The sequence below is a fragment of the Sporosarcina sp. ANT_H38 genome, from assembly GCF_008369195.1.
In the GTDB taxonomy this organism is placed as follows: Bacteria; Bacillota; Bacilli; order Bacillales_A; family Planococcaceae; genus Sporosarcina.
Map to the genome: position 1 here is coordinate 358,171 of NZ_VOBC01000001.1, position 13,384 is coordinate 371,554.

The 13,384-nt window shown below is 36.8% G+C and carries 11 protein-coding genes; all 11 read left to right on the plus strand.

Annotated elements, in window-relative coordinates; translation table 11 throughout:
* The first annotated feature begins 562 nt into the window (after positions 1-562).
* Positions 563-1,288, plus strand: coding sequence for an SDR family NAD(P)-dependent oxidoreductase (locus FQ087_RS01825; protein ID WP_149578856.1), 726 nt, complete (start codon positions 563-565; stop codon positions 1,286-1,288).
* A 410-nt stretch (positions 1,289-1,698) separates the two neighbouring features.
* Complete coding sequence (locus FQ087_RS01830; protein ID WP_149578857.1) at positions 1,699-3,435, plus strand: sensor histidine kinase; 1,737 nt, start codon at positions 1,699-1,701, stop codon at positions 3,433-3,435.
* Between the two features lie 4 nt (positions 3,436-3,439).
* On the plus strand, positions 3,440-4,939 hold the full coding sequence (locus FQ087_RS01835; protein ID WP_149578858.1) for a response regulator transcription factor: 1,500 nt from the start codon (positions 3,440-3,442) through the stop codon (positions 4,937-4,939).
* 27 nt (positions 4,940-4,966) lie between these two features.
* Entirely contained in the window at positions 4,967-5,677 is a 711-nt protein-coding gene (locus tag FQ087_RS01840) for a GntR family transcriptional regulator (RefSeq protein WP_149578859.1), read from the plus strand.
* Between the two features lie 196 nt (positions 5,678-5,873).
* Positions 5,874-6,986, plus strand: coding sequence for a DUF871 domain-containing protein (locus FQ087_RS01845; RefSeq protein WP_149578860.1), 1,113 nt, complete (start codon positions 5,874-5,876; stop codon positions 6,984-6,986).
* A gap of 4 nt (positions 6,987-6,990) precedes the next feature.
* Positions 6,991-8,091, plus strand: a complete 1,101-nt coding sequence (locus FQ087_RS01850) for an amidohydrolase/deacetylase family metallohydrolase (protein WP_149578861.1) — start codon at positions 6,991-6,993, stop codon at positions 8,089-8,091.
* Positions 8,078-9,190, plus strand: a complete 1,113-nt coding sequence (locus FQ087_RS01855; RefSeq protein ID WP_370456025.1) for a DgaE family pyridoxal phosphate-dependent ammonia lyase — start codon at positions 8,078-8,080, stop codon at positions 9,188-9,190. Before FQ087_RS01850 ends, FQ087_RS01855 begins: the two co-directional genes overlap by 14 nt.
* Complete coding sequence (dagF, locus tag FQ087_RS01860; protein ID WP_149578863.1) at positions 9,174-9,929, plus strand: 2-dehydro-3-deoxy-phosphogluconate aldolase; 756 nt, start codon at positions 9,174-9,176, stop codon at positions 9,927-9,929. The genes FQ087_RS01855 and dagF overlap by 17 nt, the downstream gene beginning before the upstream one ends.
* Positions 9,919-10,932, plus strand: coding sequence for a sugar kinase (locus FQ087_RS01865; RefSeq protein ID WP_149578864.1), 1,014 nt, complete (start codon positions 9,919-9,921; stop codon positions 10,930-10,932). Before dagF ends, FQ087_RS01865 begins: the two co-directional genes overlap by 11 nt.
* A gap of 258 nt (positions 10,933-11,190) precedes the next feature.
* Positions 11,191-12,450 carry an extracellular solute-binding protein gene (locus FQ087_RS01870; RefSeq protein WP_149580712.1) on the plus strand — a complete coding sequence of 420 codons (1,260 nt, stop codon included), beginning with the start codon at positions 11,191-11,193 and terminating at the stop codon, positions 12,448-12,450.
* Between the two features lie 43 nt (positions 12,451-12,493).
* Positions 12,494-13,372, plus strand: coding sequence for a carbohydrate ABC transporter permease (locus FQ087_RS01875; RefSeq protein WP_149578865.1), 879 nt, complete (start codon positions 12,494-12,496; stop codon positions 13,370-13,372).
* Positions 13,373-13,384 lie beyond the last annotated feature (12 nt).

Here is a 13,384-nt window from a genome sequence, read left to right on the forward strand (position 1 = left end):
GCAATTTTGGCGGCTGATGCCTTCTCTATGGTTTTTTCATATTTATTTTAAAGAGTTGTCGCTTTTTAATAGGCAATACAAGCTTAGATGTATACTCTTTGCTAAAAGTAAGCAAGGAACGCATTGGGCAACGTGCAAGAGTGCCCGAAATTGCATCTTCGGGCACTTACACTCTCCGTAGAAAGTCAACTATTCTTTTCTTTCAAACAATTGTTTTTTTCACTTGAACATTGGAGGAACGCGACAGGCAACGATTCACAACAGGATTACTAAGGAGGAATGAACTACAATTCCTCCCTAAGTGTGTGGCTAGAAGTGATGGAGTCACTTCTAGCCACACTAGGACCCCCTCAGTAAATCTGTCATGAATAGTTAGCCGAGAGCGAGCCGGAAATGCTCCAGTGAGAATGAAGTTTATCAAGACCTTCTCACCAGTAATATATGCGAATAAATGGTTAATCAACAGACTTGTTGAAAAATAGTATTTCGACAAGACATCGTAATGTGCTATATATTGTTGGGAGAAGTGAAAATGGTGATTACTAGTAGGAGGGGAAGTTAAATGAATGTCTATATTATTACAGGTGCGTCGAAAGGTATTGGATTTGAACTTGCAAAGCAGCTAAGTAGTGAGGGGCATTTTGTTGTCGGAATCGCACGTACAGCAAACGAACTGGAAGGGGTGAAATTTATTGGTGCCGATCTTTCTGAAACGGCGCAACTTGAAGCGCTTTTGGATGAAATTATCGTAGCTGCTCCACAAGATGCGGTAGCATTTACACTTATTAATAATGCTGGCATAGTTGACCCAATCGGATTAATGGGTGCTGTAAATGTGGAAGAGATAACAAAAGCGGTTGCCCTTAATTTGACGGCACCAATGATTCTTTCTAATGTCTTTATTATGAAGTTAAAAGACTTCGAAGGATCAAAGCGAATTGTTAACATCTCATCCGGAGCGGCCCGCAACGTATATGAAGGTTGGGGAACATACTGTACGACGAAAGCGGGACTTGATCATTTTTCACGTGTCGTCGCACTTGAGCAGGGAAATGCGGCATATCCAGTAGACATTGTATCAATTGCGCCAGGTATTATAGACACCGGAATGCAGGAAACCATTCGAGGGAGTAAGGAAGAGGCATTCCCACTCCTCGATCGCTTTATAGATTATAAGGAAAAAGGGGTGTTAAAGAGCGCGGAGCAAACTGCTGGTCAATTAATTGCTTTTATGGGGAATGTAGATTTTAAAACAGTGGGAACGATAGTTGATTTGTGGGATTTTTAACAGTGAAGCTAGAAGCAACATATAGCTTTGCTGACCAATCATATGGGGTGTGGGACCGATTAAAAACAAAAAATAACAACAGAAAAAAGGTTGCCGCTGATTGGAGTTTTAATGAGGATGACCTTATCGATTCAGTCAACTTGACTTATCAGGCAGTTCATTGCGGTTGCAAAATAGTAAATAGGCGATTAGATTTGTCCATGGAAGTCCAATAGATTTATCTATTTACAAGGACATGTGTGAATTATTAGAATTTTTATTATCAGGGTATCTCTTTTATGTTACGATGTTTGAGATAGTTAAGTATGGAAATCTCTTTCTTCATGTGAGACAAAAAAATGTGTGCTAGATAATCAGATAATTATTCTGGTCAGATTTTATGCAATGTTAGTGAGAGAAGGAGTAAAAATATGAAAAAATGGCTAAGGGAGTCTTTGAAGAATCAGCTCATTGTTTTTACGCTCGTTACTGTATTGATTCCCATTGGATTATTGGGGTTATTATCATACATTACAACAACTCATCTAACAAAAGAAAGAGCAACAATATCAGGAGAAAGCTCAATTCAACAACTTCAAAATACATTGGAATTTATCATAAATGATGTAGGGAATATGTCCATTTTTTTGATAGGAAACCAAGACGTGCAAGACTATTTACAGAATGAAGAAAACGTTGTGTCTGGACGCAGAGAAATTTATGGCCTTATATCAAATTTGGCATTTTCTAAAACTTATATCGATAATATTTTAATAGAACCATTGAATGGAAATCAGAACATTTCAACCGATGCGATAATGGGCGTTGAAATGAACACTAATGAAGATGCACCGCCAGATAAATGGTGGGTTGTTAAAAATAGTAAGGAAACTTTATATGGAATGAAAGAAATGATTACCTTAACTAGACCCATCCGAAGTACAAAAACTTTTGAACTTCTAGGATATCTATCAATAAGTCTGAATCAACAGGTAATTGAAGAATACCTAAGTTCGATTGATTTGGAATGGAGTGGCTCCGTTCTTTTATTGATGGATGGAAATGTACTCGCGAAGAGTAGCAATGGTGTCACAAAAAGTTTAGATGTACATAGGTTAAGTTCAATGATCCTAGTAGAAAAAAATAGTGAAAACTTTATTTATAATTCTCCTGAAGAAAAATTAATGATTTTTCATAAAGAAATAACAGTCGTGGATTGGGATTTAGTTAGTCTTATTCCTTATCATGAATTTAGGTCTCAAAATCGTTATTTTCTTTGGTTAACCGGTAATTCTATTGTAATAGCAGTAATTTTTATCATCGTACTCGTCTTATTTTTTATTTCTAAGGTTTTTCGACCACTTTCAGCTTTAACCAAATCAATAAAAAGTTCTAATCCAGGCGACAATATTGCAACCATTGAATCCTATTCTGACAATGAGGTCGGGGAATTAATTGGTAGCTATAATGAGTTGAATGATCGAATATCTATCTTAATGAGTGAAGTTAAAAAAAATGAACATTTAAAGCGAGAACTGGACATGCAGGCACTTCAAAATCAAATAAATCCTCACTTTTTGTATAACACATTAGCATCTATCCATTGGATTGCACTGAGCTCAAAGGCAGATACGATATCTACTGTTGTTTTTTCTTTAAGTAATTTTTTGCGGTTCAGTTTAAATAAAGGGAATGAATATTGCACAGTTGAACAAGAAATCGGTCATTTGTTTCACTATGTAGACATTCAAAAAATACGGTATCCTGATTCTTTCGAGGTAAAACTAGTTATTGAAGAGAGAATAAAACAACATTCTATGCTTAAGCTAGTGCTGCAGCCATTAATTGAAAATAGTATTATACATGGTTTTTTTCCGCTAGATGATCACTACGGTGTCATACTAGTAACGGCAGAAAAAAAAGAACAGTTCATATACTTCACCATAAAAGATAACGGCGTAGGAATGGAAAAGAATAAAGTACAAGAGCTTGATATACAATTTATGAATGATCAAACTACTGAAGGAGTCATTGGAAAGAATTATGGTATTAGAAATGTTAATCTTCGTTTGATACTGCATTACGGTGTAGATTCCAGACTGCATATAGCAAGTAAAGAGAAAGAAGGCACTACAATACATTTTGCTATTCCGATAAAAGGAAGGTGATGAAATGAAGGTTTTAATTGTTGATGATGAGGTGATCATTCGTGAGGGAATGGCGAATGTGATCCCTTGGAGTGAGTATGGTTTTACGTTATTAAAGCCAGCGTCTTCTGCAGAAGAAGTGATTAAAAGAATCGATGTAGAAAAGCCTGATATTCTCATAACAGATATTCAAATGAAGGGAAAGAGTGGACTTGAGCTTGTTTCATATATTTCAAAACACAACTATCAAATAGAAATCATTTTACTCACTGGTTACGATGAATTTGGGTATGTTCAAGAAGCGATTCGGCAGGATGTCTGCGACTATTTATTGAAAACTAGCTCGCCAGATGAAATTCTTAAAGCTGTGCAAAGAGCGAGAATGAGGCTTGACAAACTAAAGAGATATAGCGAATGGAAAGAATCAGAGACTGAGCAATTTGTAACCTCTGAAATCAGAAAAATCTTGCAAAACACAAATGAACTATTTGACTTTCAACAGTTAATAGAAATCTTACCTGCATTAAAAGAGCCACCTTTTCAGCTTTTACTAATAGACAAGCCCATAGAATCAGAGGAAATGAGTAGCTGTGAAGGAATATGGAACACCTATCTAAACGGTAAATGGTTTGCTTACAATGAATATACGCTTGTTATAATAAGGAGGGATCCTCATTTAGGAGATGAGTACCTGCTACAAATGGCAATAAAAAAAATAGGGGAAGCATACAATAAGCCGATTTTTGCAAGTGAGATAGTTACGTCTCTATCTAAAATGCCCTATTTGTATAGTCAGGTTTCTTCGTTGCTTTTATATCAATGGATATTAACAGAACAACTAGTAATTAAAGTTGAGGATGTTGAGACAAGATCGGGAATACCATATAAAGTATCGATTTCTGAACATGAAGAAAGTCTAATTAATTGCATGAAAGAAGAAGGAATGGAGGAGTGGATATCAAATTTAGTGGACTGGTTATTTTCTCATCCACAGGCAACCCCTGAATCAATCCAATTTTATGTGCAAAGCTTATACATCGAAACGATTAGGTATATTAATCGGATGAGCAGTAAAAAAGGAAAGGAATCTATAAACTATCCATCCATCCCTTCTGCCGACAAATGGTTTGTTTCACCTAAAGAAATTTTACTCTCATTATTTTCAATGCTGTTAAATGATTTTAAGTTAGATTATAAAAAAAACCCTAGCTACGTAGATGATTCTATTATGTATATTGAAAAACACCTAGGTAAATCTATCTCATTGAAGGAAGTGGCTGAACAGGTTCACATTCATCCAAATTATCTAAGTGAAATGATAAGAAAAGAAACAGGGATATCCTACATGGATCTTTTAACGGATCTTCGAGTAAAAAAAGCGGCAGATTATCTTTTACACACTACGGCGAAAGTAAAAGAGATAGCTAATTTGGTTGGCTACAATGATAGTAAATATTTTACTAGTATTTTTAAAAAACATTACGAAGTTACACCTACACAATTTAGAGAACAAAATTTTAGGTAGGTTTGATAGAAGAAAAGGATGATTTTCATGAAAATTACGCGGAAAAAAGGCCCTTTATATCTTCAGATAAAGGATATTATTAGAGATAGAATCATAAAGGGGCAATATTTGAAGAACACCCTAATTCCTGCAGAGCCAGTTTTGGAAAAAGAATTTTCTGTGAGTAAAATTACTATACGTAAAGCAGTAGAGCAATTATCGTTAGAAGGTTATGTAGAAAAAAAGAGTGGAATTGGAACAAGGGTACTTGAGAATATTATCGTACCAAAGATGTCAAAAGGGAAAGCTTTTTCTGAACAACTAGCAAGCGAAGGTCATCAGTTGGAAAAAAAAAATATCAGTATTTCAATCGTGAATTCAAAGGAACATTATTCATTACAAGAGCATATGGGAAGTGAATGTTATTGTATTGAGAGGTTATTTTTGTTAAACAATCAGCCATTTATTCACTTTACTCATTATGTCCCACTAGAAGCGTCTTTTTCATTGGATTTGAACCTTTTTATAGGATCTCTTTATGATTCACTTTTTAAAAAAGGACTTGTGATAAACCGATTTAATGATGAATTTGAAGTAGAAGTACCTTGTGAAAAAGTAACGTCCATTCTGCATACGGATCAAAAGTCACTTTTAAAGAGACTGCGATCATCCTATGATAGCGATGAAAAACTTATAGAGTACTCAATTGCCTATTATAATACCGAAATGCACAAATATGTGATTCAATACAATGACTAAATAAGATTTTGTGTAATCTGAAATTGATTAATCAATTTATTTGGTGTAAGCTATACGCAAGAAGGTTCTAATAGTTTTGAGTATTGAAAATAGAGGTGGATGTTGTACATAGCTGTTTGCGCAGCGTGTAGGGTTCTTTTGATTTTAAACATTATAACGTTATCATTAATAGTGAAGTGAAAGTGGGGTTTTGAAAATGAGAAGACTTGGCGTATCGATCTATCCTGAGAGTTCTACCACAGAAGACGACAAAAAATATCTAGATTTAGCGAAAGCTAATGGATTTGGCAGGGTATTCACTTGTTTGTTATCTGCGGATAAACCGAAAGATGAAATCGTACAAAGTTTCAAAGAAATTATTTCCCACGCAAAAAAAATTGATATGGAAGTGATACTAGATATAGCACCGATAATTTTTGAGCGTCTGGGTATTAGTTATGATGATTTAAGTTTCTTTTCTGAATTAGGAGCCGACGGTGTGCGGCTAGATGTTGGATTTGACGGTTACAAAGAATCGAAAATGACGTATAACCCATTTGGCTTACTTATCGAATTGAATATGAGTAACAATGTAGAATACTTGGAAAGCATTTTGTCACATGAGCCTAATAGAGAAAAAATGGTGGGATGTCATAACTTTTATCCTCAGAAATATACTGGACTCCCATTTGACTTTTTCATCAGTTGTTCAAAGAGATTTAAGAAGAATGGGTTGAAAACAGCGGCATTCATTTCATCACAAAATGGAAAATTTGGGCCATGGATGATTAATGATGGTCTTTGTACGCTAGAAGAACACCGTAGTCTTCCTATTCACATTCAAGCAAAGCATTTGTGGGCGACCGGGGTAATCGATGATGTAATTATAGGTAATGCCTACGCGAGCGAAGAAGAAATTGTGAAATTAGGCCAATTAAATCGATATATAGTAGAGTTGGAGATTGGATTTTTAGGAGACATACCACCTTTAGAAAAGCAAATTGTACTGGAGGAGGTCCATGTTAGAAGAGGAGATATTAGCGAGTACCTAATTCGCTCAGTTGAGGTAAGAAAAAAATATAGCAATCAATCAATTACGCCTATGTTGGAAAAAAAACAAGAGCCAGGAGACATCGCGATAGGAAATAATCGATTCGGCAAATACAAGGGTGAACTACAGGTCGTTTTGAAAGAGATGCCACTTGATGATAGAAAAAATATAATCGCAAAAGTCGTTAAAAACGAGCATTTTTTAATCAGTTTTATTGATGCTTGGAAGTCATTCAAATTTGTAGACACAACAAGTGAGTTCGACAAAAAGGAGTTATGAGCAGATGAGCATCATTTTTAAAAATGCAATGCTTGCTGATGGGTCAACGTGTGATATTGGAGTTAGAGAGGGGGTAATTGTGGAGGTAGATACAGAAGGTAAGGGATTTGATCGAGTTATTCATTTACAAGATGAAACGTATGTTTCACCAGGGTGGATAGATTTGCATACACATTCATTTCCCAAGCATAAGCCCTATTGTGCAAATCCTGATGAAATAGGGTATCTAACGGGTGTTACAACCCTCATCGATGCAGGAAGCAGTGGTTCAGACGATATTGATGAGTTCTATCAGGTTTCAACAAAAAGTAAGACTCGTGTTCTTTCTTTCTTAAATATTTCAAGGATTGGTTTGAAAAGAACAGATGAGCTAAATGATCTATCTTTAATATCGCAATCAGCAATTGTGGAAGCGGTCAACAAATATCCTGCGTTTATCATTGGATTGAAGGCAAGAATGAGTGCAAGTGTTGTGAAAGAAAACGGTATTGTGCCTTTGCGAATTGCCAGAAAAATAGCAACAGACTTACAACTTCCGATAATGGTTCATATAGGAAGTGCACCTCCGGAGATTAATGACGTACTGGAATATTTAGAGGGTGGAGATATTTTAACGCACTGCTTTAATGAGAAAAGCAACAACCATATTTTTCACAACGGTTCAAAATCAATGAATGCAGTAAAAAAAGCATTAGATCGAAATGTTTATTTTGATGTTGGACATGGAACAGCTAGCTTTTCTTTTGAAATCGCAAGGCAAGCGAAAGTTAGTAATATCCCCTTTCACACGATTAGTACGGATATCTATGAAGGAAACAAAAATGAAGGACCTGTTTTTAATATGGCTACAACGCTAACAAAACTTTATGCGCTAGGTCATTCGTTGGAAGAGGTCATCCGTTCGGTGACGAAAACTCCTGCACAGATTATCAGTCGACCTGAACTCGGAAGTTTGGATATAGGAACGATCGCTGATTTAACATTCTTTAGAATAGAAGATAAACCGATTCAATTAGTGGATTCAGTAGGAACTATAGTGAACCATCACTGCCAAATCAAACATGTTGCTGTGATGATAGGAGGAGATTATATTGAGTTTGAATAATTTGGATTTGAAAAAGGTTATTAATGCAAGTGGAAGAATGAGTATCTTGGGTGTGTCTACGTTATCGGATGCAGTAGTAGATCAACTAGCGTATGGCGCAAAAAATTACTTTGAAATGGAAGAGCTAGTGAAGAAATCAGGTGAAGTGATAGCATATTACTTAAATGCAGAAGCTGCTATTATTACAAACTCTGCTTCGGCTGCTATAGCTCTTGCAGTAGCCGGACTTATAACAAAAAAAGATAAAATGTTAGTGGATAAATTGCATGACAAGAATTATAAAACGAATGGCGAGATCATTGTAATGAAAGGGCATAACATTAATTATGGGGCACCTGTGGAAGTAATGATTCGTCTTGGCGGGGCAGAGGTCAAAGAAGTTGGTTATAGTAATATGTGCTCTGCTGACCAAGTACAAGCAGCAATTACAAATGAGACAGTAGGTTTTTTGTATGTTAAATCGCATCATTGTGTACAAAAAAATATGCCTTCTATTGATCAAGTACAAGAAGTATGTCATAGGAACGGTATTCCCTTGTTAATCGATGCTGCAGCTGAGGAAGATATTCATTCATACGCTAGTTTAGGTGACCTTGTTATTTTTAGTGGCTCAAAAGCTATTGAAGGTCCAACATCTGGGATTTTAGCTGGAAAAAAACAATATATCGATTACAGCTTCCCCCATTTAAAAGGAATTGGTCGTGCTATGAAAGTAGGAAAGGAATCCATTTTCGGGTTACTTACGGCTTTGGAAAACTATGAGTCGACCAAACAATCAGTAGATTTTCAAACAGAAAAGTTAAAACCCCTATATAAATTAAGTGAAATAAAAGGAATATCCGTTACCTGCATAAATGACGAGGCGGGGCGTGATATCTGCAGGGGAAGGATTATGGTGAATGAAAAAGAAGCTAATCGTCATGCAGTTGAAGTAGTAAATGAGTTAAAAAATGGTGAAGTGGCTATTTATACAAGAGATTACCATGCGACGGAAGGTCATTTTGACATTGATCCAAGATCTGTGACGAAAGATGATATACTCCTGATAACGCGGAGAATTGAAGAGATTGTAGGTGAAGCACATGAAGTTAAGTCCTAATTTTTACAACGAAAGAATCTGTTTGAATGTACTTGCACGTGATAGACAAAATGCAAAAGAAATTTTTGAAGAAACGGAAGGCCATGTTGTTATTGGTGTATTATCTAAAAACTATGAACAAGTAGATGAAGCAGTGGAAGCGATGAGTTTATACGGAACTGATCTGGATAATGCTGTTTCAATTGGATTGGGAAGTGGTGATCCACAGCAATGGAAAATGGTATCTGATATTGCTAAAAAATATAAGCCTCAGCATATCAATCAGGTTTTCACTGGGGTGGGTCATACGCGCTCTTCAGTTGATAATACAGAGACATTTATCAACTGTATGGTTAGTCCTTGTGGAAAACCGGGTTATGTGAATATCTCTACAGGCCCCTCTAGTAGTATGAACGCATCTCCCGCAATCGTTGAAATTAGATCTGCCATTCATTTAATAAAAGATATGGGCGGCAACTCCATTAAGTATTTCCCGATGAGAGGCCTTGAAACTATTGAAGAATACCGTCAAGTTGTGAAAGCATGTGCTGAAGAGCAGATGAATATAGAGCCTACAGGTGGCATCGATCTTCAAAATTTTAAGGAAATCGTTTCAATTCCACTTGCTGCAGGGGTAATTAAAATTATTCCACACGTATATTCTTCTATTATTGATCCAACGACTGGTTTAACACGAATAGATGATGTTCGAATTTTCTATTCAATGATAAAAGAGTTGGTGCAGGAATATGACAACTAAAATAATGGCTTTTGGTGAAGTGATGATGAGGCTAGAGGCATCTGGATACAAGAAACTGGAGCAGACAAGATTGTTGGAATATTCTTTCACGGGTACTGGTGTTAATGTAATGGCCGCTTTAAGTAAATATGGTTATCAAACAAGCTTGCTGAGTAAGTTGCCCGAGACAAGTGTGGGTAATGCTGCACTATCTCATATTCGCTCTCTTGGAATTGCATCTGATTCTATAGTTAGAGGAGGGGAGCAAATTGGCATTTACTTTTTAGAGCATGGATTTGGTGTACGACCAACCGCTGTAACCTATACCAATCGTAAAGAAAGCTCATTTTGTCAGTCATCTTTTGACGATTATGATCTTGAGAAATCTCTATTAGATGTTTCATTGATTCACTTTTGTGGAATTAGTCTTGCCGTTTCAGAAAACACAAGAAATTTGACTATAAAAGTTGCTGAAAAGGCGCAAGAAATGGGAATTGTGGTGTCGTTTGATTGTAATTACCGACCAAAGCTTTGGAATGCTACTGGTGTAAATGCACGGAGTTATTATGAGAGAATGTTGACACTTTGTGATATCTGTTTTATGACAGAAAAAGATGCAATATATATTTTGGGTATGGAAACTGCAGAGAATGAGCTAACTAAACAAATCGAAGACTTGTTAGTTAAAGTGTTGGAAAAGTATCAAATAAGAACAATTGCAGGAACAATAAGAGAGAAAAAAAGGGAGACTGAACAAACAATTCAAGGTTTTATTATCCAGAATAAGACCATAACCTTTTCAAGAAAACATACCTTGACCATACTTGATCGAATTGGTGCAGGAGATGCATTTGCAAGTGGAATTCTTCACGGAAAAATAGCGAGTCTTTCTCAGGAAGATACGATCGAATTTGCTACAGCGGCGGGTGTACTAGCCCACACAACATCAGGAGACTCACCCGTTTCAACAGGCAGTGAAGTTTTAGGACTGGTCCATCAAAGCTCCGCTGATTTGGAGAGGTAGGCAATTGAGTTTGGATGAAAAGTAGTATTAAGTAATTAAGTTAAATTGGCCTTAGCATAGTTGACCCTATTGAAAGGGCGGGTATGCTTTTTTTGATGATTATTTCGCATATTCTAACAACTTTGTTTTCTCCCCCCAACGTCTGTTGTTTGTCCCCTTTTTGAAATGTAAGCGCTTTACTATACTTAAAATAGATTAACAGAAGGGGTGGTTTTCTTGAGAAAATGGTTTCTAGGTTTAGGAGTATCTACTGTATTGATGCTGGCAGGGTGTACGGACAGTGGTGGGAAAAGTGATTCAAAAGAATCTAGTGGGGATGAAGCTTCCATATCCATTTGGCATAACTTTGCAGGAGATGACTTACGAGCAAGAACTGTCAGAGAAATGATCGCTCAGTTCCAAGAGGATCATCCTGATGTAAAAGTGGATGCGCAAGCCATCCCAGTAGATGGTTACCGTCAACGAATCAGTACTGTCGCAGCAGCCGATGAATTACCAGACGTTTTCTTGACTTATCCAGGGAGCTTTACTGAAGAGTTTCATAAAGGAGGTTTAATCCAGCCTATCACAACTCTATTCGATGAAAATTCCGAATGGAAAGATTCATTTTTAGAAGGTGCGATCAAACCGTATGAGCTTGAAGACGGCGAAATCTATTCAGCACCTGTAGCCATGTCAGCTACATCATTTTTGTATTATAACAAGCAGTTATTTGAAGAACACAACTTGAAAGTTCCAAAAAGTTGGGATGAACTAATAGCCGCGGTCAAGCTGTTCAATGAGGCAGGCATTACACCTCTTGCGATGGGTAATCAGGCTCCTTGGGTAGCACAATCTACTACATTTGGTGCTATTGCAGATCGTGTAACGGGTACAGAATGGTTCTTCAAAGCTGTCGAACAGGATGGAGCATCTTTCACTGATCCTATTTTCATCGAAGCGCTCAATCATTTTAAAGAGCTTGTTGATAACGACGCCTTTGCAGATGGGGCAAACAGTATGGATAATACACAAGCAGAACAGTACTTCGCTCAGGGAAAAGCAGCGATGATGATCAATGGATCATGGACGCTAAGCAGTTTAGGCGCTTCGGCATCTGAAGACGTACTTGAAAATATTGGCGTGGCAGTTGTTCCTATAATCGAGGATGGAAAAGGAAGCGGAAATACCATTACAGGTGGACCTGGAGGTGGCTACTTGCTAAGTAGTGATACGAAGGGTGCCAATAAGGAAGCGGCATTAGAACTGATCTATGCACTAAGTAATGGAGATGCACAAAAAGCGATTGCAGAAAGTAATTCTATGGTTATGTACGATGTAGAGGTAGATAAAGCAAAAGTTAACTCACTGTTTTATGAAGCATTTAACTTAGTTAGAGAAGTTGAATACGCACCCGTGTATGATTTGTACTTAACTGCAGCTGCTGGAGAAGCTGTCAATAATGGTTTACAGGAGATCATGCTCGGAGGAGATCCCAAAAAGGTAGCTGAAAAAATACAAAAAGCTCAATCTCAGTAAATGTAGTAAAGATTTGTTTTAAAAGCAAAAGGGAGGAATTTTTATGCAATCAACCTTGAAAGTAAAGGGTTTGTTAGTAATTACATTACTTCCAGCCCTTTTGCTATATTCTTTCTTCGTCATTGTCCCTATTTTTTGGTCTGCCTATTATGGTTTTTTTGAATGGTCAGGTCTTGGTGAAGCAACCTTTATAGGATTTCAAAATTACGTAGAAGTTATTCAAGATTCAGTATTTTGGAGAGCCCTTAAAAATAATATGATAATCGTTGCAGCCTCTATAATTGGTCAGGTTCCGATTGCATTAGGATTAGCTTTGCTTCTGCGCAAAAGCAATCTGTTCCAACGGTTTGTCCGATCGGCTATTTTCTTGCCGATGGTCATTTCGACCGTGGTAGTAGGTTTGATATGGGGTTATATCTATGATTCTCAAATTGGTGTAGTCAATGCAGTATTAACAGCTGTCGGTCTAGAATCTTGGACGAGGGCCTGGTTAGCGGATCCAACTGTTAACATGTATGCAGTTTCTATACCGATTATTTGGAATTATATTGGGCCCTATTTGATTATTTTTATCGCGGCAATACAGAATATTCCATCTGAATTAGAAGAAGCAGCTGATATTGATGGTGCCACTGGTTTTCAAAAGTTAGTACATATTATTCTACCTATGATGTGGACCACAATAAAGATTGCTATTGTCCTTTGTATCTCTGGGAGTTTAAAGGCGTTCGATCAAGTATTTGTCATGACGGGTGGAGGCCCAGCGCAATCTACTGAACTTCTGGCCACGTACATGTACAATAATACGTTTATGATTTACCGTTATGGTTTTGGTTCAGCTGTATCGACTATGATTATTGTTATAAGCATGTTGCTAATTGTGATAAGTCAAATTGTAATGAAAAGGAAAAATTTGAGATAAGGAGGTAAGGAA